This is a genomic window from Paraburkholderia sp. UCT70 (genome assembly GCF_050434085.1).
Lineage (GTDB): Bacteria > Pseudomonadota > Gammaproteobacteria > Burkholderiales > Burkholderiaceae > Paraburkholderia > Paraburkholderia tuberum.
This window is the reverse complement of sequence record NZ_JBNPVZ010000004.1, coordinates 2678172-2698433: the sequence shown is the minus strand read 5'-3', so window position 1 is coordinate 2698433 and position 20262 is coordinate 2678172. Positions and strand designations below refer to the sequence as shown.

The following is a 20262-nucleotide window of genomic DNA, read 5'->3' as shown; positions in this document are numbered from 1 at the left end:
GGAGTTCTCCGGATCTCGTGAGGCGGCGAGGCCACGGTTGCGGGTTTCGGTCGGGCGCGGCACGCTGGCATCACACGAACCGATTCGCGCAAGGTGTCCGCGCTTCAAAAGGACGACTTCGTCAACGGGCTCAGTTTATCGCGCGCCGCTCGCGCCGCCGAGAATAGCCCCGCGTGCAGGGCTGGTTCGTAATGACGCAGCGAATCGATGCCGCGCGCGGCGAGACGCTCGGTGAGCGTGTCGGCGGTGAGCGCGACGGGGTCGAGCGTGTCGCTGGCGATCGCCATCAGCCATAGCGAGCCGTAGAGCGGCACGAAGGTGCCCAGCGTGCGCACCTGTGCGAACGCGGCGTGCAGATCGCCGAGCAGCGCGGCGATGCGCGGCGCGTGGTAGTACGGCGAGCCGAGATGGAGCGACAGCAACGCATCAGCACGCAGCACGCGCTTCAACTGCGCGTAGAAGATCGGCGTGTACAGACCGGCCGCGGGCGAATCGGGTGGCGTCAGGTCGAATACGACGAGGTCGAACTGCGCGGCCGCGACGTTCGTTGCACCCTGCGTCGCGCGGGCCGCCGCCGCGACGTAGTCCGCCGCATCGCCGATCACCAGCTCGACGCGCGGATCGTCGAACGCACCGCCATGCACCTGCGGCAAATGTCCGCGCGTGAGCCGCACGACCTCGGGATCGAGCTCCGCGACGACGATCCGCCCGATGCCCGGATGCCTGAGCAATTGCCTCGCGGCCCCGCCATCGCCGCCGCCGAGCACCAGCGCCGCGCGCGGCGCCGGATGCGCGAGCGCGGCCGGATGCACCATGCATTCGTGGTAGATGAACTCGTCGCCTGCGGACGTCATCGGACGGCCGTCGAGCGTGAACAGCGCGCCGAGCTGCGGCGTGTCCCAGATCTCGATCGTCTGATAACGGGATTCGACACGCTCGACGAGGCGCGCGTGAGGAAAGCCGTAGACGGCGTCGGGACAAGGCTGGAACAATAGCGGGGCGTTCACGGCGGACGGACTCGATCGGTAGTGCGGGCACACAGCTGCTCGAATTGTAAATGCCGCCGCCTGGCGGTGTGCGTTGAACCACGCGGCCAGGCGGCTTTCCGGCCGGATAGGGGTTAACCTTCTGCTAGAATGTAACGCTTTCAGCCTTGTCCGCTTGCTCTGCCCGTTTCGCGTCTCCTGGCGCCGCATCGTGCGCCGTAGCGAAGTGACCGCCGAGCTTCCGGGCCTCAAGCGCGCCCCCGCTTTCTGACTCTGTCTCCGGACTCGACATGACGACCCCGTCTCCCGCACCCACCTCCCTGATGGCCAACGCGATCCGCGCGTTGGCCATGGACGCCGTTCAAAAGGCGAACTCCGGTCACCCCGGCATGCCAATGGGCATGGCCGAAATCGGCGTCGCCCTGTGGTCGCGTCATCTGCGCCATAACCCGAAGAACCCGCAATGGGCCGATCGCGACCGCTTCGTGCTGTCGAACGGTCACGGCTCGATGCTGCTGTACTCGCTGCTGCATCTGACCGGCTACGACCTGCCGATGGACGAGCTGAAGAACTTCCGCCAGCTCCATTCGAAGACGCCGGGTCACCCGGAATACGGCATCACGCCGGGCGTCGAGACGACCACCGGCCCGCTCGGCCAGGGTCTCGCGAACGCGGTCGGCATGGCGCTCGCCGAATCGCTGCTCGCCACCGAATTCAACAAGCCCGACGCCAGGATCGTCGATCACCACACGTACGTGTTCGTCGGCGACGGCTGCCTGATGGAAGGCATCTCGCACGAAGCCTGCTCGCTCGCGGGCGTGCTGAAGCTGAACAAGCTGATCGCGTTCTACGACGACAACGGCATTTCGATCGACGGCGAAGTGGTGCACTGGTTCCACGACGACACGCCGAAGCGCTTCGAAGCGTACGGCTGGAACGTGATCCCGAGCGTGGTGGGCCACGACGTCGACGCAGTCGACGCGGCGATCAAGCGGGCGAAGCTGTCGGACAAGCCGACGCTGATCTGCTGCAAGACCGTGATCGGGGAAGGCGCGCCGACCAAGGCGGGCTCGCACGATTCGCACGGCGCGCCGCTCGGCGACAAGGAAATCGCGGCGACGCGCGAAGCGATCGGCTGGAAGTGGGAGCCGTTCGTGATTCCGCAGGAAGTCTACACGGCATGGGACGCGAAGGAAGCGGGCGCGCGCTTCGAAGCGGAATGGGACGAGGCGTTCGCTGCCTACGCGGCGAAGTACCCGCAGGAAGCGGCCGAATTCAAGCGCCGCAGCGCGAAGCAACTGCCGGCCGACTGGAAAGATAAGGCGAAAGCGATCATCGCCGGCGCGAACGAGCGCGCTGAAACCGTGGCGACGCGTAAGGCATCGCAGCAGGCCATCGAAGGTCTGTCGGCCGTGTTGCCCGAACTGCTCGGCGGTTCCGCCGACCTGACCGGCTCGAACCTGACCAACTGGAAGGCTGCGAAGCCCGTGCGCGTGAACGCCGAAGGCCGTGCCGCCGGTAACTACGTGAACTACGGCGTGCGTGAATTCGGCATGAGCGCCGCGATCAACGGCCTCGCGCTGCATGGCGGCTTCAAGGCATTCGGCGGCACGTTCCTGACGTTCTCCGACTACAGCCGCAACGCGCTGCGCGTTGCCGCGCTGATGAAGTCGCCGTCGATCTTCGTGTTCACGCACGACTCGATCGGTCTCGGCGAAGACGGCCCGACCCACCAGTCGATCGAACACGTCGCGAGCCTGCGCCTGATCCCGAATCTGCAAACGTGGCGCCCGGCCGACACGGTCGAAACCGCGGTGGCCTGGACCCATGCGATCGAGCATGAAGGTCCGTCGTGCCTGATCTTCAGTCGCCAGAACCTGCAGTTCAACGAGCGCACCGACGCGCAGATCGCCAACATCGAGAAGGGCGGCTACGTGCTGCGCGACTGGGATGAAGAGATCGTCGCGCGTAAGATCATCCTGATCGCGACGGGCTCGGAAGTCGAACTCGCGATGAAAGCCGTCGAGCCGCTCGCGCGCGAAGGCATCGCCGCCCGCGTCGTGTCGATTCCGTCGACGACCGTGTTCGACAAGCAGGACGCCGAGTACCGCGAACGCGTGCTGCCGCATGGCGTGCGTCGCGTCGCGATCGAAGCGGGCGTGTCGGATTTCTGGCGCAAGTACGTGGGTCTGGAAGGCGGCGTGGTCGGCATCGACACGTTCGGCGAATCGGCCCCGGCAGGCGTGCTGTTCAAGCATTTCGGTTTCACCGTCGAGCACGTGGTGGCGACGGTCAAGGCCGCGCTCGGCTGATGGTTGCGTCGCGTTGCCGTCGTGCCCCTCGTGGCTGCGCGCGGCAACGCACCGAACCGGAAGTCCGACCAGCCGATACACGGATTTTTTAGCCATCAGGAGATAAATCATGACGATTCGCGTCGCAATCAACGGCTACGGCCGGATCGGCCGCAATACCCTGCGCGCCTTCTATGAAAACGGCAAGAAGCACGATATCGAAATCGTTGCCATCAACGATCTGGGCGATGCGAAGACCAACGCCCACCTGACGCAGTACGACACCGCGCACGGCAAGTTCCCGGGCGACGTGTCGGTGGACGGCGACTACCTCGTCGTGAACGGCGACAAGATCCGCGTGCTGGCGAACCGCAACCCGGCCGAACTGCCGTGGGGCGAGCTGGGCGTCGACGTCGTGATGGAGTGCACGGGCTTTTTCACGACCAAGGAAAAGGCGAGCGCGCACATCAAGGGCGGCGCGAAGAAGGTCATCATCTCGGCGCCGGGCGGTAAGGACGTCGACGCGACCGTCGTCTACGGCGTGAACCACAACGTGCTGAAGGCATCGGACACGGTCATCTCGAACGCATCGTGCACGACCAACTGCCTCGCGCCGCTGGTCAAGCCGCTGAACGACAAGATCGGTCTGGTGAACGGCCTGATGACGACGATCCACGCGTACACGAACGACCAGGTTCTGACCGACGTGTACCACGAAGACCTGCGCCGCGCGCGTTCGGCCACGCATAGCCAGATCCCGACCAAGACCGGCGCGGCATCGGCGGTCGGCCTCGTGCTGCCGGAACTGAACGGCAAGCTGGACGGCTACGCAATCCGCGTCCCGACGATCAACGTGTCGGTCGTTGACCTGTCGTTCATCGCCGCGCGCGACACGACGGTCGAGGAAGTCAACGCGATCATGAAGGAAGCATCGGAAGGCGCGCTGAAGGGCGTCCTCGGTTACAACGACGCACCGCTCGTGTCGATCGACTACAACCACAACCCGGCTTCGTCGACGTTCGACTCGACGCTGACCAAGGTGTCGGGCCGACTCGTGAAGGTGTCGAGCTGGTACGACAACGAGTGGGGCTTCTCGAACCGCATGCTGGACACGGCTGTGGCGCTCGCGAACGCGAAGTAAGTTTCGGGTTTCACGCTGCATGAAAAAGCCGCTCCTCGGAGCGGTTTTTTTTCGTCTGCGATTATTGCCGTCTACGGCGTGGGGAAATAGACGCCGGCGCGCTGCGCGGCGTTCGCGATGTGCGTCTCGATCGCCTTGCCCGCGGCGAGCGAATCGCGGGCCTTCAACGCGTCGAGAATCGCGCGATGTTCGGTGTACGTGGACAGCACCCGCTCGCGCCGGTAGAACGGCATGCGCTGGCTTTCCTGCATGATCTCGGCGCTGCTGCGCAGGATCGACTCGATTGCCGCATTGCCCGCGATGCTGACGATGCGCATATGGAACGCATAGTCGAGCCGAGCTGCTTCGTCGAGTTCCTCGCAGGCGAGCGCGCTTTGCATCGCGGTGATGTTTTCCTCGAGCCACGCGAGGTCGTCGTTGGTGACCGCGAGCACCGCCATGCGCGCGACGAAGCCTTCGAGCGCGTAGCGCATCTGATACGTGTCGGGCAGCGACGACTGCTCGGCGAAGCGCCACGCCTGCGCGTTTTTCGCCTGCGCGCTTTCCACGTAGACGCCCTTGCCGGGGCGGATCACCAGCAGACCAAGCGCTTCCAGCGTGGAAAGCGCTTCGCGCAGTGACGCGCGGCTGATCGACAGTTCATCGGATAGCTGGCGCTGCGCCGGCAGCAGACTGCCCACCGGATAGACGCCCCCCTCGATACGCTCGCGGATGGTCGCGATGGCCGCGTCGGTGACGGTGTGCGGGACGTTTTTCATGAGGGATCGCTCGGTAGCGTGGTCTGACCGCAATTCTAATACTTGCGCGCGAGAAGGCGCGCCGCGCGCCGTCTGAAATACCGAATCCGACCCGAAATCGCCGAAATAATAACGGGTAAACACTGCTCGATGAGTCCTTGACGCGGGTATATCGGCTCCCTACTATTCGCCATAACAGCACTGGTCGGACCAGTCTGAACAGAAGTGACCGAGACAACCATCCGCAGGAGGAAGCCGTGTTGAAATTCTTCAATTCGCTATTTGGCCGGGTCGTGATAGCGCTCGTGGTCGGCATCGTACTCGGTGCCGTGTTTCCGCATTTCGCGCAGTCCTTGCGGCCGCTTGGCGACGGCTTTCTGAAGCTGATCAAGATGGTGATCGGGCCGATCGTGTTCTGCGTGGTGGTGAGCGGCATGGCGCACGCGGGCGATCTGCGCAAGGTCGGCCGCGTGGGCTTGAAGTCGGTGATCTACTTCGAGGCGATGACGACGATTGCGCTCGTGATCGGCGCTGTGCTCGCTTACGCGACGCGTCCTGGTGCAGGTATGAACGTGAACCTGAACTCGCTCGATGCGGCATCGCTCGCGACCTATACCGAGCACGCGAAGAGCCTGAAGGACACTGCGGGCTTCCTGCTGAAGATCATCCCCGACACGGCGATCAACGCGTTCGCGACCGGCGACATTCTGCAGATCCTCGTGTTCTCGGTGCTGTTCGGCTCGGCGCTGTCGCTGCTCGGCAAGCGCGCGCAGCGCGTGAGCGGGTTGATCGATGAGCTGTCGCAGGTGTTCTTCCGCGTGATGGGCTTCATCATCAAGCTCGCGCCGCTCGGCGTGCTCGGCGCGATCGCGTTCACGACCGGCACCTACGGCGTCGAGTCGCTGAAGCAGCTCGGCATGCTCGTGCTGGTGTTCTACGCGAGCTGCGTGGTGTTCGTCGTACTCGTGCTCGGCGCGGTGATGCGGCTCGCCGGCTTCAGCATCTTCAAGCTGATCCGCTATCTGCGCGAAGAACTGTCGATCGTGCTCGGCACCGCGTCGTCCGACGCCGTGCTGCCGCAGATCATGCGCAAGCTCGAATGGATGGGCGTCAAGGATTCGACGGTCGGTCTCGTGATTCCGACCGGCTACTCGTTCAACCTCGACGGCTTCTCGATCTATCTGACGCTCGCGGTCCTGTTCATCGCGCAGGCGACCAACACGCCGCTGTCTATTCATGACCTGATCGTCGTCGTGCTGGTGTCGCTGGTGACATCGAAGGGCGCGCACGGCATTCCGGGCTCTGCGATCGTGATTCTCGCGGCGACGCTGTCCGCGATTCCCGCGATTCCTGTGCTCGGTCTCGTGCTGATTCTGCCGGTCGACTGGTTCGTCGGCATCGCCCGGGCGCTCACCAACCTGATCGGCAACTGCGTCGCGACGGTCGTGGTCGCCGTGTGGGAAAACGATATCGACAAGGCGCGCGCGCATCGCGTGCTGAATCGCGACGCGGCGCTGCGCTACGTGCCCGTCGTCGACGACACGCTCGTCGAACCCGGTGCGGCCGAACCCGCGCCGGCGGTCTGACGGCTGCGCGGGGATCTGGTCTGACCAGACGAACCGGCATCGCTTTCCAGATAGCTCCTCGACCTTTTTTCGCAAAGCCGGCGGTTGCCGTGGCGCCGCCGGCTGTTTCTGACCTCTTCGACACCGACCGACATCATGGCCAACCCTATCCTCGACCCGAACGCTCCCGCCTTCACACGCCGCTACATGAACCTCGCCGATCCGCGCCTCGGCGCGAAGGCGCTGTTCGCCAGCGACGAATTCTTCGCGCCGAAAGAGCGCATGCTCGACCCGCAGCCGGCGGTGTTCATCCCCGGCAAATACGACGACCACGGCAAGTGGATGGACGGCTGGGAGACGCGTCGCAAGCGCACGACCGGCTACGACCATTGCGTGATCCGGCTCGCGCGGCCGGGCGTCGTGCATGGGGTCGATCTCGATACGAGCCACTTCACCGGCAATTTCCCACCGGCGGCGTCGATCGATGCCTGTCATAGCGACGCTGACGTGCCGCCCGAGCACGCCGACTGGCAGCCGCTCGTGCCGGCGACAACGCTACAGGGCAACCAGCATCACTACGTCGAGGTGAAAGACGCGCGCCCGGTCACGCATCTGCGCGTGAATCTGTATCCGGACGGCGGGCTCGCGCGACTGCGCGTGTATGGCCAGCCGCAGCGCGACTGGAGCCGCGTCGAGCGCGGCGCGCTGCTCGATCTCGCCGCGATCGAAAACGGCGCGTACCTTGTCGCCGCGAACAACCAGCATTTCGGGCCGGCCTCGCAGATGCTGATGCCGGGCCGTGGCGTGAACATGGGCGACGGCTGGGAAACGCGGCGGCGTCGCGAGCCGGGCAACGACTGGGCGATCGTCGCGCTCGCGCGGCCCGGCGTGATCCGCAAGATCGAAGTGGACACCGCGCACTTCAAGGGCAACTTCCCGGATCGCTGCTCGCTGCAGGCGGCATCGGTGACGGGCGGCACAGACGATTCCCTCGTCACGCAGGCGATGTTCTGGCCGGTGCTGCTCGGCGAACAGAAACTGCAGATGGATCACGTGCACGCGTTCGCGGACGACCTCGCCGCGCTCGGGCCGGTCACGCACGTGCGCTTCAACATCTTCCCGGACGGCGGCGTGTCGCGCCTGCGTCTGTGGGGCGAGATCGCTTAACGCAAGCAACGTCATGGAGCGGCACGCATGAAGATCCTGCAGATGGAACGCCTGACGCGCGCGGCCTTCGCGCCGTTCGGCGACGTGATCGAACTCGACGGCGCGCGTCGTTTTCCGATCAACGGCGGTACCACCGAGCGCTATCACGACCTCGCTCGCGTCGACGTGGTGGAGCAGGGCGGCCGGCCGCTCGTCAGTCTGTTTCGCGCGCAGCCGCGCGCGCTGCCCGTCGAGATCACGATGATGGAGCGGCATCCGCTCGGCAGCCAGGCTTTCATTCCCTTACGCGCGGGCCGATATCTGATGGTGGTCGCGCCGGCCGGCGAGTTCGACGCCGCGCGCATGCGCGTGTTCTGGACCGATGCGTGGCAGGGCGTCAATTACGCGAAAGGGGTCTGGCATCATCCGCTGCTCGTGCTGGATCAGGTCAGCGACTTCATCGTCGTCGATCGCGGCGGCGATGCGCCGAATTGCGACGAATTGCAATTGGCCGAGCCGTGGCGCCTCGCCCTCGAGCCGAGTATCGAGTTAGTCGGATAGCGGCGATTGCCGCCGCCTGAATAGAAAAGACCCGGCCGATGCCCATCGGCCGGGTCTTTTTTCTGACTTGCCAGGTCGCGTTCGCAGGCGACCCGCGACGCATCAGTGCTTACGATGCGGACAATTTTCCTTCGTGCACGCCCCATACAGCGCCAGCGCGTGCTCCTGCAGCTTGAAGCCGCGTGCCTTGGCGATGGACTGCTGACGGCTTTCGATTTCGGGGTCGAAAAATTCCTCGACCAGCCCGCAATCGAGGCACACGAGGTGGTCGTGGTGCGACCCCTCGTTCAGTTCGAACACCGCCTTGCCCGATTCGAAATTGCTGCGCGAGAGCAGGCCGGCCTGCTCGAATTGCGTCAAAACACGATACACGGTGGCGAGACCGATATCGAGCTCCTCGTGCAGGAGGTTGCGGTACACGTCTTCGGCGGTCAGGTGACGCACCGGGCTATGCTGGAAAATCTCAAGGATTTTGAGGCGCGGAAGGGTCGCCTTGAGCCCGATATTCTTGAGATCGGTTGGATTGGTCATGACAAGGGATCCCTAGAGTACAATGCTGGGCTCTCATAGTAATGTGTTTTGCCGTTCTGGTCATTTTCGATGGAATGAGCGCGGCCCGCAAGCGGGCCCGCACAGTGAGTGAAATGATTTCTAAATCTCAATTGATCTACCGGGGGAGCCGCATGCGGGGTACCTTGATCGCTGTTGCGACTGTCGCAGTTCTTGCCGGATGTTCCACGTACGACAGCCTGACCCAGCGCGTTGCCCAACGCATTACGCCGTATCGGATTACGGTCGTGCAAGGTAACTTCGTGTCACAGGAAATGGCCGATCAGATGAAGGTCGGCATGACGCGCGCGCAAGTGCGTCAGGTGCTCGGCACGCCGCTGCTGACCGACATGTTCCACGCGAATCGCTGGGATTACGTGTTCTATTTCAAGCGCGGCAACACCTCGATCGTTCAGCAGCGCGACTTCGTCGTGTTCTTCTCGGGTGACATCGTGACCCACTGGACGGGCGGCGAGGATCTGCCGACCAATCTCGAATTGCTGGCCGAGATCGACGGCGACCGCCGTGGCCGCGGCCCGAACGCGACGCCGCCGCGCGCGACGAGCGCGGCCGCGGCCGCCAACGCCGTGGCCGCCAGCGACGCAGCCGCCGCCAGTGCGGCCGCCGGCGCGGCACCGGCTACCGTGGATACGACGCGCTCGCCGTCGGTCGAAGGCGCCCAGCAGGCCGCCACGCCGTCCATGGACGCCAACGCGGAAGCCGCCCAGGCGGCCAATCGCGCAACGAGCGCGGTGCCGACGCCGAGCCGCGCGCCGTCCGTGCGGTCGGCCGTGCCGAGAGCGGGCGCTGGCGGGATCCCGACGCAAGGCCCGACGTCCGGCGGTCAGCCGCAGTTCCAGTTCAAGCGTCCGCCCCCGCCCGCTCAGGAGAACGAGAGCAACCCGGTCGGCCCGACGGGCTCGCAAAGCAGCGGCAGCCCGACGCTGAACACTTCGCCGGCGACGCCGGGAACGAGCAACTGATTTTGCTCGTCGGTGTTCTGAGGCGGGCTGCGCGCCACATGTGCGGCGCCCGCCAGATGTGTGTTTGTCCGGCACCAGGCGAGGTCGGAAATGCGCCGCCTGGGCCGCATGAATGTGTTGCCGCGGTTGCCGCGGCAGTGGGTCGCCGCAGCGGGCCGTATCGGTCAGTCACCTGAGCGAGCCGTCCCGGTTGGCCGCCCGCATTGGCTCCAGCAGCGAGCCGGGCGATTTCGCTCCCTGCCGCCGCGTGTCCCTATATCGACCGGGCGCATTCCCCGGCACACGGGTCCGGGCATTCGCCGGGCCGCGTTTGCCGGGCTCCATACCGGTTGACTCTTTTCGAATCCTCATCGTCATGAAAATTGCCATTGCAGGCGCATCGGGCCGGATGGGCCGCATGCTCATCGAAACCGTCCTCAACGATGCCGACGCGACGCTGTCCGGCGCGCTCTGCCGCACGGGCGCTGCGCAGCTTGGCCAGGACGCCGGCGCGTTCCTCGGCAAAGAGACCGGCGTGCTGCTGTCCGACGACATCGAGCGTGTGTTCGCCGAATCCGACTACCTGATCGACTTCACGCGTCCCGACGCGACGCTCGCGCATCTCGAAGCCGCGCAGCGCCACGACGTGAAAATGGTGATCGGCACGACCGGCTTCGACAACGCGCAAAAAGCGCAGTTGCGCGCAGCGGCGCAGAAGATCGGCGTCGTGTTCGCGTCGAACATGAGCGTCGGCGTGAACGTCACGCTGAAGCTGCTCGAATACGCGGCGCGGCACTTCTCGACCGGCTACGACATCGAGATCATCGAGGCGCATCATCGTCACAAGGTCGACGCGCCGTCCGGCACCGCGCTGACGATGGGCGAAGTGATCGCCAACGCGCTCGGCCGCAACCTCGACGACTGCGCGATCTACGGCCGCGAAGGCGTGACCGGCGAGCGCGATCCGTCGACGATCGGCTTCTCGGCGATTCGCGGCGGCGATATCGTGGGCGATCATACGGTGCTGTTCGCGGGCATCGGCGAGCGCATCGAGATCACGCACAAATCGGCAAGCCGCCTGTCATATGCACAAGGCGCGCTTCGTGCTGTACGCTTCCTCGAAGGCCACGACAACGGCTTCTTCGACATGCAGGACGTGCTCGGCCTGCGTTGAGCGAAGCCCGTTGCGCATAGGCGGAGTAGCGCATCCCGAGCGCGCCCTCCCGAAGTCACTCTCCCAAGGCGAGGTCAGATGGCAGGCAGCAGCGGCATCATCCATTACCTGCAAACGAGCGACGCAATCACGCATGGCGTCGCCTATGTGCTGCTGGCCATGTCGATTGCGAGCTGGTGTTTTCTGATCGTCAAGAGCTGGATTCTGACGCGCGCGAAACGCCAGGCCAACCGGGCGATCGCGCGCTTCTGGCAGGCGCCGACGCTCGCCGAAGGCGTCGCCATCCTGCTCCGCACTGATCGTGAGCGCGTGTTCGCGCCGCTCGCCGAAGCGGCGCTGAATGCGGCCGAGGTCGACATTCCGGGCGCGCTGCTCGCGCGCGTCGAGCGCAGCGAACGGGTGCTGCGCGCGCTGCGCCAGGCGCTCAATGCGTCGCAGCGGCGGCTCGAGTTCGGTCAGGTGCTGCTTGCGTCGGTTGGCAGCACCGCGCCGTTCGTCGGTCTGCTCGGCACCGTATGGGGTATCTATCACGCGCTCGGCAGCATCGCGGCGAGCGGGCAGGCGCAGATCGAGAACGTCGCGGGACCGGTGGGCGAGGCGCTGATCATGACCGCGTTCGGTCTGGTGGTGGCGATTCCGGCGGTGCTCGCGTATAACGTGCTGGGCCGCCTCGTGCGGCAATTGTCCGAGGAGTTGGACGGCTTCGCGCACGATCTGCATGCGTACGTGTGCTCCCCAACCGAGCACGCGCCGACGCCTCCGCGCGCGCAGCAGGCGGCGCGCGAGGCGCACCGCTGACTTGTCACGCGCGGCGGGCTCGGCACATCGCGACCTTCCTCGCACGACACACCGCCCATCGCACGGGCAAGCTCAGACGCAAGGAGGCGACATGGCATTCGGCGGACTCGAGAAGAAGCAGACGGCCGCGCCGATGGCCGAGATCAACATGACGCCGCTGATCGACGTGATGCTGGTGCTGCTGGTGATTTTCATCATCACCGCGCCGCTGTTCTCGCACGCGATCCGGCTCGATCTGCCGAAGGTCGCGGCGGCGCCCGCGCGCCAGACCCCGCAAACCATCTCCCTTTCGATCGACGGCGCCGGCAAGCTCTACTGGAACGGCAAGCCGATCACGCTCGCGCAGATTCGCGCGCAGTTCGCCGAGGCCGGCAAGCGGGCGGACCAGCCGGACATCCAGTTGCGCGCGGAGCGCTCGACGCGCTACGAAGTGATTGCGCAGGTGATGGGCGCCGCGCAGCAGGCGGGGCTCGAGCGGATCGGCTTCGTGACGGACCCGCCGCCGCCCGCCGCGCAGCACTGAGCGCCACCGGGTGCGCACCGCGTTCACGAATCCGGCATACCCAGTCCCGCGCCACGCCGCGCGGCGCACCCGTCCGCGAACGGTATAATCAGCCCTTTCCCCGCCGAAGGGGAAACGACGCAACGACATTCTGCAGAGCACCGGGCCGGTGCGAAAGCACCGAACCTAGCGATCCCATCACACCATGCACGAAAAATACGTTCCCTCCGACGTCGAAGCCGCCGCGCAAGGGCAATGGCGCGCGATCGACGCCTACAAGACGACGGAAACCACCGACAAGCCCAAGTTCTACTGCGTCTCGATGCTGCCGTATCCGTCGGGCAAGCTGCACATGGGGCACGTGCGCAACTACACGATCAACGACGTGATGTACCGCTATCTGCGGATGAACGGCTACAACGTGCTGATGCCGATGGGTTGGGACGCCTTCGGCATGCCGGCGGAGAACGCCGCGATGGCCAACAACGTGCCCCCCGCGCAGTGGACCTACGACAACATCGCTTACATGAAGAAGCAGATGCAGTCGATGGGCCTCGCGATCGACTGGTCGCGCGAAGTCGCGACCTGCAGCCCTGACTATTACAAGTGGAACCAGTGGCTGTTCCTGAAGATGCTCGAAAAGGGCATCGCGTACAAGAAAACCGGCACCGTGAACTGGGACCCGGTCGACCAGACCGTGCTCGCGAACGAGCAGGTGATCGACGGGCGCGGCTGGCGCTCGGGCGCGCTCGTCGAAAAGCGCGAAATCCCGATGTACTACATGCGCATCACGCAGTACGCGAATGAACTGCTGAACGATCTCGAAGGCCTCGGCTGGCCCGAGCGCGTGAAGATCATGCAGCAGAACTGGATCGGCAAGAGCTTCGGCGTGAACTTCGGCTTCCCGTATGAAATCGACGGCGAACAGAAGCTGCTGCGCGTGTTCACTACGCGCGCCGACACGATCATGGGCGTCACGTTCTGCGCGATCGCCGCCGAGCATCCGCTCGCCACGCGTCTCGCGCAAGACAAGCCGGAACTGCAGCCGTTCATCGACGAATGCAAGCGCGGCGGCGTCGCCGAAGCCGATGTCGCGACGATGGAAAAGAAAGGCATGGCCACCGGCTTTTACGTCACGCATCCGCTGACGCAGGCGAAGGTCGAGGTGTGGATCGGCAACTACGTGCTGATGACTTACGGCGAAGGCGCGGTGATGGGCGTGCCGGCGCACGACGAGCGCGACTTCGCGTTCGTGAAGAAATACGGTCTGCCGGTCAGGCAGGTCGTCGCGGTCGAGGGCAGGGAATTCTCGACCGAAGCGTGGGCGGAGTGGTACGGCGAGAAGAACGGCACGCTGGTGAACAGCGGCAAGTACGACGGCCTCGCCTACGACGAAGCCGTAGACCGCATCGCCGCCGATCTCAAGGAACTGGGCCTCGGCGACAAGCAGATCACGTGGCGTTTGCGTGACTGGGGCGTGTCGCGCCAGCGTTACTGGGGCACGCCGATCCCGATCATCCACTGCCCGAAGTGCGGCGACGTGCCGGTGCCGGAAAAAGACCTGCCGGTCGTGCTGCCGGAAGACCTGGTGCCGGACGGCACGGGCAATCCGCTCGCGAAGTCCGAAGCGTTCCTGAACTGCACGTGCCCGAGCTGCGGCGGCGCGGCAAAGCGCGAAACCGACACGATGGACACCTTCGTCGATTCGTCGTGGTACTTCTACCGCTACGCGTCGCCGGATGCGAAGACGATGGTCGACGAGCGCACCGACTACTGGGCGCCGATGGATCAATACATCGGCGGTATCGAACACGCGATCCTGCACCTGCTGTACTCGCGTTTCTGGGCGAAGGTGATGCGCGACCTCGGTCTCGTGAAGTTCGGCGAACCGGCGAAGAACCTGCTCACGCAGGGCATGGTGCTCAACGAGACCTATTACCGCGAAAACGAAGCGGGCAAGAAGACCTGGTACAACCCGGCGGAAGTGACCGTGTCGTTCGACGACAAGGGCCGCCCGGTCGGCGCAGTGCTGAACGCTGACGGCCAGCCGGTCGTGCTCGGCGGCGTCGAGAAGATGTCGAAGTCGAAGAACAACGGCGTCGACCCGCAGATGCTGATCGATCAGCACGGCGCGGACACCGCGCGTCTGTTCGTGATGTTCGCGGCTCCGCCGGAGCAGCAGCTCGAGTGGTCGGGTTCGGGCGTCGAAGGCGCGAGCCGCTTCCTGCGTCGCGTGTGGAACTTCGGCTATTCGAACGAAGCCGCGCTGCGCGCGGGCGGCCAGTTGGACGCCGCACGATTCAACGACACCGACAAGGCGCTGCGTCGTGAGATCTATAGCGTGCTGAAGCAGGCCGATTTCGACTATCAGCGTCTTCAGTACAACACGGTGGTATCGGCCGCGATGAAGATGCTCAACGCGCTCGACGGCGCGAAGGGCGCGCAGACCGCCGTGCTGCGTGATACCTATGGTGTGATGCTGCGCGTGCTGTACCCGGTCGTGCCGCACCTGACGTTCCAGCTGTGGCAGGAACTCGGCTATGCCGACGAATTCGGCCCACTGCTCGACGCGCCGTGGCCGAAGGTCGACGAGAAGGCGCTCGAACAGGCCGAGATCGAACTCGTGCTGCAGGTGAACGGTAAGGTGCGCGGCGCGATCACGGTCGCGAAGGACGCGTTGCGCGAAGCGATCGAGCAACAAGCGGCCGCGCACGAAATGGTCGCGAAATTCAGCGAAGGCAAGGCGCCGAAGAAGATCATTGTGGTGCCGGGCCGCCTCGTGAACGTGGTCGTTTGACGTTCCAGGCCCTCATCCGGCAGACGGAGCGCCGCCCGCCCGGCGGCGTTCCTCGGCACCGCGAATCCACTGCGAACCGGGAGCGAATGTGACTCGCAGATCGTTTTTGACGCTCGCTTGCAGCGTAATGATGTTGTCGGCCTGCGGCTTTCAGTTGCGCGGCCAGCAGGACTTCGCGTTCAAGCGCCTCTATGTGGCGGGCGGCTCGCCCGCGGCCATGGCGCGCTTCACGCGCATGGTACAGGGCGGCAGCGACACCGTGGTGGTCAGCTCGCCCGCCAACGCCGATGCGCTCCTGCAGATCACGCAGAACCGCAACGTCAGCACGCTGACGCTGAATTCGCTGGGCGTCGTCGCCGAGTATCAGCTGAATCTGCAGATGATCTACACGCTGACCGGCAAGGACGGCACCGTGTTGATTCCGGGCAGCGTGATCGCGCTGAACCGCGCGATGACCTATAGCGACCAGTTCTCGCAGGCGAAGGCCGCCGAGTCCGACATCCTGTTCGCCGACATGGAAAACGACGCGGTCGATCAGCTGATCCGCCGTCTCGGCGTGGTGCGCTCGCTGCATCCGACGCCGGCCGAGGCCGTGCCGGCCATCGCGCCGCGCGCACCGCTGCCGCCGCCGCCGCTGTGAGCATCGCGCCGTTCGTGATTCGTCGAATCTCATTCATCCCGTCAACCGCCAGCCATGCAACTGCGACCTGACGCGCTCGAAGCGCATCTCGCCCGCGGCCTCGCCGGACTGTACGTCGTATACGGCGACGAGCATCTGCTCGCGCAGGAAGCGTGCGATCGCATCCGCGCGGCGGCGCGCGCGGCCGGCTTCACCGACCGCTCGGTGTTCACGGTCGAGCGCGGTTTCGACTGGAGCTCGCTGCTCGGCGCGAGCCAGTCGATGTCGCTGTTCGGCGACCGTCAGCTGGTCGAGTTGCGCATTCCGTCGGGCAAACCCGGTAAGGAAGGCGCCGATGCGCTGAAGGTGCTCGCATCCACCGTCAACGACGACGTGCTGACGATGATCACGCTGCCGCGCCTCGACGCGGCCACGCAAAAGTCGGCATGGTTCACCGCGCTCGCCGACGCCGGCGTCGCGCTGAAGATCGATCCGGTCGAGCGCGCGCAGCTGCCGAACTGGGTCGGGCAGCGGCTCGCGGCCCAGGGTCAGCGCGTCGCAGCCGGCGAGGAGGGGCGGCGTGCGCTCGCGTTCATCGCCGAGCGCGTCGAGGGCAATCTGCTCGCCGCGCATCAGGAAATCCAGAAGCTCGGGCTGCTGTATCCGAACGGCTCGCTGAGCTTCGATCAGGTTCAGGACGCGGTGCTCAACGTCGCGCGCTACGACGTGTTCAAGCTCAACGAGGCGATGCTCGCGGGCGACGTCGGCCGTCTCGCGCGCATGCTCGACGGGCTGCGCGGTGAAGGCGAGGCCGCGGTGCTCGTGCTGTGGGCGGTCGTCGAAGAAGTGCGCACGCTGCTGCGGATCAAGCGCGGCGTCGCGGCCGGCAAGCCGCTCGCGATGCTCACGCGCGAGAACCGCGTGTGGGGTCCGCGCGAACGGCTGATCGGACCTGCGCTGTCGCGCGTCAGCGAAGCGGCGCTCGAGAAGGCACTCGCGCTGGCGGCGCGGCTCGACCGGCAGGTGAAGGGGCTGTCGGGCGGCACGCCGGGTAATCATCGCAACGATCCGCCGCCCGATCCGTGGGACGGCCTGTTCGAACTCGCGATGACGGTGGCGGCGCCGAAACCGTCGGCAGCTTCGCCAGTGCCGCCGCCGCGACCTCGGGTGCCAACGGCGGCGCCAGCGCGGCGGCCAGTCTGAAGCGGCACAGCTGATTCGCGCGAGCGTCGAAGCAGTGGTTGACGCGAGCAATCGTGTACCAACTGCCAGTCGTTCCACACATACAGACCAGCGTGTTTCGCGTGCCACGCGCCGAACGAAACGCATCGGCAAACCCGTGACAGCACAGCGCACCCGCTGCCCGCGCGCGAGCAAAGCACCGGTACCCGACTTACAATCGTTTGATCTTTCGCTAATCCTGCCCGACCACCGCATGCCAACGTGCGGGGCATCACGAGAATGACCATGGATATCGACCAGTACATGACCGACCTCGGCCAACGCGCCCGTCAGGCTTCGCGCGCGATGGCGCGGGCGTCGACCGCCGCGAAGAATGCGGCGCTTGCGGCCGTTGCCGAGGCGATCGAGCGCGATGCCGATCTGCTGAAGGCCGCCAATGCGCGCGACCTCGAACGCGCCCGCGGCAAGGGCCACGATGCCGCGTTCATCGACCGGTTGACGCTGTCCGACAAGGCGCTGAAAACGATGGTCGAAGGCCTGCGCCAGGTCGCGGCGCTGGCCGACCCGATCGGCGAGATCAGCAATCTGAAGTACCGGCCGAGCGGCATCCAGGTCGGCCAGATGCGTGTGCCGCTCGGGGTGATCGGCATCATCTACGAATCGCGCCCGAACGTAACGATCGACGCGGCCGCGCTGTGCCTGAAGTCCGGCAACGCGACCATTTTGCGCGGCGGCTCGGAAGCGCTCGAATGCAATACCGCGCTCGCGAAGCTGATCGGCGAGGGCCTCGAAGCGGCCGGTCTGCCGCAGGACGCGGTGCAGGTGGTCGCGACGTCGGACCGCGCGGCGGTCGGCAAGCTGATCACGATGACCGAATACGTCGATGTGATCGTGCCGCGCGGCGGCAAGAGCCTGATCGAGCGTTTGATGAACGAAGCGCGCGTGCCGATGATCAAGCACCTCGACGGCATCTGCCACGTCTATGTCGACGATCGCGCGGACCTGCCGAAGGCGCTCAACGTCTGCGACAACGCGAAGACGGACCGCTACGGCACCTGCAACACGATGGAGACGCTGCTGGTCGCGCGCGGCATTGCGGCCGAAGTGCTACCGCCGCTGGGCAAGCTATATCGCGGCAAGGACGTCGAGCTGCGCGTCGATGCGGCGGCGCGCGCGGTGCTGGCCGATGCGGGCGTCGGTCCGCTCGTCGATGCGAGCGAGGAAGACTGGCGCACCGAATATCTCGCGCCGGTGCTCGCGATCAAGGTGGTCGACGGCATCGACGCGGCGATCGAGCACATCAACACGTATAGCTCGCACCACACCGACGCGATCGTCACCGAAGACCACGACCGCGCGATGCGCTTCCTGCGCGAAGTCGATTCGGCGAGCGTGATGGTCAACGCGTCGACGCGTTTCGCGGACGGCTTCGAGTTCGGCCTCGGCGCCGAGATCGGCATTTCGAACGACAAGCTGCACGCGCGCGGCCCGGTCGGACTCGAAGGGCTGACGTCGCTGAAATACGTCGTGCTGGGTCATGGCGAAGGCCGTCAATAAAGCACGAATCGAAGCGCCACAACCACCGGCGCCACAACAACATGGACCACAAGGACCACAAGGACCACAAGGACCCCGCCGATGCTTTGGGTAAAGACGTTTCACATCGTATTGATTGCCTCCTGGTTTGCCGGCCTGTTCTATCTGCCGCGCATCTTCGTCAATCTGGCGATGGAAACGGAACCCGCCGCGACGGCGCGTCTTCTGCTGATGGCGCGCAAGCTGTTCCGCTTCATGAGCTTCATCGCCGTGCCCGCGATCGCGTGCGGCCTGTGGTTGTGGCTCGTGATCGGCATCGGCAGCGGGCAGGGCTGGATTCACGCGAAGGTCGGCGTGGTCGTGCTCCTCGTCATCTATCACGCGTATTGCGGCGTGCTGTTGCGCAGGTTCGAGCGCGGCGAGAATCGCCGCTCGGACAAGTGGTATCGGATGTTCAACGAGCTGCCGGTGCTCGGTATGCTCGCCGCGGTCGCGCTGGTGGTGATCAAGCCGTTCTGAGCGGCTGACGGCGTTAAGCAGGGCGCTGGAAAAGATCAAAGGGCGGTATGCCGGTTGAATGGCACACCGCCCTTTTGCGTTATCCCGTCGTTTCGCGTTCCATCGCAGCGGATCACCCCTGCGAATCCACCCGCCGCCGGTGGATCACTTCCTTCGTTTGCGCGAGCTTCTCCACCAGTTCGGGCCCGCGGCTCAGCGCGACGCCGACCGCCAGAATGTCGCCGATCGCCAGATGTGACACGCGCGAGGTCATCGGGGAGAAGATGTCGGTGTCTTCGTCGACGTTCGCAAAGAGGCCCACGGTTGCGAGCCGCGCGAGCGGCGAGTTGCCGTGCGTGATCGCGATCACCTTCGCGCCCGCGTTCAGCGCGGCCTTTGCGGCATCGATGATGTCGCGCGTGCGGCCCGTATTGGAAATCGCGACGACCACGTCCCCAGGTCCGAGCAGCGCGGCCGACATCAGAAACGTATGCGGGTCCGAATACGCGACGCTCGGCATGCCGAGCCGAAAGAACTTGTGCTGCACGTCGAGCGCGGCGATGCCTGAGCCGCCCGCCCCGTAGAACTCGATGCGCTTCGCTTGCGCGAGCATGTCGATCGCCGCGGCGACGCTATCCGACGACAGATTGTTGCGCACCTGAATCAGCGCGCCGATCGTTCGGTCGAGCACCTTCGCGGCGACGCCCGGCGTCGGCTCGTCGGGCCGCACGTCGCGATAGACGGCGGGCACTTCGCTGGCGATGCCCTGCGCGAGACGGATCTTGAATTCGCGAAAGCCGGAGAAACCGAGCGCGTGGCAGAAGCGCGCGATCGTCGGCTGACTCACGCCCGCGCGCGCGGCGACCTCGGTCATCGACAGATCGAGCACCTCGCGCGGCGCCTCGATCACGTAATCGGCCAGCTTGCGCTCGGACGGGCGCAGCTGGTCGCGCATCTCTTCCACCTGGGACAGCATCATCGGAAAACTCGCACTATGCTGAAGAACGTGTGGACTATATCCGATTGGTCGTCGGCGCACAAAAGATAGGTACAAAAACTACATATCGGCAAGTAAGTGTATTCCCCAGGTTTCTGCTGTAAAGCGATGAGGCGCCGCCAATAGGGCGATCTGGCGATCCGCACCATGCGGCGCCGCAACAGAGTTCGTCATTGCGATCGTGTAGTTTTTCTACTAGGATGACGTCGTTCGATATCACA

General features: G+C 65.2%; 18 protein-coding genes. 14 read left to right on the top strand and 4 right to left on the bottom strand.

Annotation, left to right across the window (positions count from 1 at the left end):
- Positions 1-104 precede the first annotated feature (104 nt).
- Positions 105-1007, bottom strand: coding sequence for a polyamine aminopropyltransferase (gene speE, locus OKW41_RS38115; RefSeq protein WP_429575725.1), 903 nt, complete (start codon positions 1005-1007; stop codon positions 105-107).
- 269 nt (positions 1008-1276) lie between these two features.
- Between speE and tkt the strand changes: the two genes are divergently transcribed.
- Positions 1277-3298 carry a transketolase gene (tkt, locus tag OKW41_RS38110; RefSeq protein WP_429575724.1) on the top strand — a complete coding sequence of 674 codons (2022 nt, stop codon included), beginning with the start codon at positions 1277-1279 and terminating at the stop codon, positions 3296-3298.
- Positions 3299-3407: 109 nt separating this feature from the next.
- Positions 3408-4418 (top strand): type I glyceraldehyde-3-phosphate dehydrogenase, encoded by a 1011-nt coding sequence (gene gap / locus OKW41_RS38105; RefSeq protein WP_184066779.1) that lies wholly within the window; start codon positions 3408-3410, stop codon positions 4416-4418.
- Positions 4419-4489: 71 nt separating this feature from the next.
- On the opposite strand, the gene OKW41_RS38100 is transcribed toward gap, so the two are convergent.
- Positions 4490-5176, bottom strand: coding sequence for a FadR/GntR family transcriptional regulator (locus OKW41_RS38100; protein WP_090801859.1), 687 nt, complete (start codon positions 5174-5176; stop codon positions 4490-4492).
- A 236-nt stretch (positions 5177-5412) separates the two neighbouring features.
- On the opposite strand from OKW41_RS38100, the gene OKW41_RS38095 reads away from it, so the two are divergent.
- The 3 genes from OKW41_RS38095 to OKW41_RS38085 all read left to right on the top strand — a co-directional run bounded on the left by OKW41_RS38095 (position 5413) and on the right by OKW41_RS38085 (position 8427).
- Positions 5413-6741: a C4-dicarboxylate transporter DctA gene (locus OKW41_RS38095; protein WP_429356149.1), complete on the top strand. Its 1329-nt coding sequence runs from the start codon at positions 5413-5415 to the stop codon at positions 6739-6741.
- Between the two features lie 135 nt (positions 6742-6876).
- Positions 6877-7887: an allantoicase gene (alc, locus tag OKW41_RS38090; protein ID WP_429575723.1), complete on the top strand. Its 1011-nt coding sequence runs from the start codon at positions 6877-6879 to the stop codon at positions 7885-7887.
- Positions 7888-7914: 27 nt separating this feature from the next.
- Entirely contained in the window at positions 7915-8427 is a 513-nt protein-coding gene (locus OKW41_RS38085; protein ID WP_429575722.1) for an ureidoglycolate lyase, read from the top strand.
- Positions 8428-8529: 102 nt separating this feature from the next.
- Here the strand turns inward: OKW41_RS38085 and fur are convergent, their stop codons facing one another.
- On the bottom strand, positions 8530-8958 hold the full coding sequence (gene fur, locus OKW41_RS38080) for a ferric iron uptake transcriptional regulator (RefSeq protein ID WP_013090534.1): 429 nt from the start codon (positions 8956-8958) through the stop codon (positions 8530-8532).
- Positions 8959-9110: 152 nt separating this feature from the next.
- On the opposite strand from fur, the gene OKW41_RS38075 reads away from it, so the two are divergent.
- The 9 genes from OKW41_RS38075 to OKW41_RS38035 all read left to right on the top strand — a co-directional run bounded on the left by OKW41_RS38075 (position 9111) and on the right by OKW41_RS38035 (position 19065).
- Positions 9111-9959 carry an outer membrane protein assembly factor BamE gene (locus OKW41_RS38075; RefSeq protein WP_429575721.1) on the top strand — a complete coding sequence of 283 codons (849 nt, stop codon included), beginning with the start codon at positions 9111-9113 and terminating at the stop codon, positions 9957-9959.
- A gap of 355 nt (positions 9960-10314) precedes the next feature.
- Positions 10315-11112, top strand: a complete 798-nt coding sequence (gene dapB, locus OKW41_RS38070; RefSeq protein WP_184006535.1) for a 4-hydroxy-tetrahydrodipicolinate reductase — start codon at positions 10315-10317, stop codon at positions 11110-11112.
- A 78-nt stretch (positions 11113-11190) separates the two neighbouring features.
- Positions 11191-11910 (top strand): MotA/TolQ/ExbB proton channel family protein, encoded by a 720-nt coding sequence (locus OKW41_RS38065; protein WP_429575720.1) that lies wholly within the window; start codon positions 11191-11193, stop codon positions 11908-11910.
- 91 nt (positions 11911-12001) lie between these two features.
- Entirely contained in the window at positions 12002-12433 is a 432-nt protein-coding gene (locus OKW41_RS38060) for an ExbD/TolR family protein (RefSeq protein ID WP_429451715.1), read from the top strand.
- A 184-nt stretch (positions 12434-12617) separates the two neighbouring features.
- Positions 12618-15209, top strand: coding sequence for a leucine--tRNA ligase (gene leuS / locus OKW41_RS38055; RefSeq protein WP_429575719.1), 2592 nt, complete (start codon positions 12618-12620; stop codon positions 15207-15209).
- A gap of 88 nt (positions 15210-15297) precedes the next feature.
- Positions 15298-15849, top strand: a complete 552-nt coding sequence (gene lptE, locus OKW41_RS38050) for an LPS assembly lipoprotein LptE (RefSeq protein WP_429451711.1) — start codon at positions 15298-15300, stop codon at positions 15847-15849.
- Positions 15850-15903: 54 nt separating this feature from the next.
- Positions 15904-17031, top strand: a complete 1128-nt coding sequence (gene holA, locus OKW41_RS38045; RefSeq protein WP_429575718.1) for a DNA polymerase III subunit delta — start codon at positions 15904-15906, stop codon at positions 17029-17031.
- Between the two features lie 264 nt (positions 17032-17295).
- A complete protein-coding gene (locus OKW41_RS38040; RefSeq protein WP_429575717.1) occupies positions 17296-18567 on the top strand; it encodes a glutamate-5-semialdehyde dehydrogenase in 1272 nt (423 codons plus the stop codon).
- An 81-nt stretch (positions 18568-18648) separates the two neighbouring features.
- Entirely contained in the window at positions 18649-19065 is a 417-nt protein-coding gene (locus OKW41_RS38035) for a CopD family protein (RefSeq protein ID WP_018421800.1), read from the top strand.
- A gap of 112 nt (positions 19066-19177) precedes the next feature.
- Here the strand turns inward: OKW41_RS38035 and OKW41_RS38030 are convergent, their stop codons facing one another.
- Positions 19178-20023, bottom strand: coding sequence for a MurR/RpiR family transcriptional regulator (locus tag OKW41_RS38030; RefSeq protein WP_018421799.1), 846 nt, complete (start codon positions 20021-20023; stop codon positions 19178-19180).
- Positions 20024-20262 lie beyond the last annotated feature (239 nt).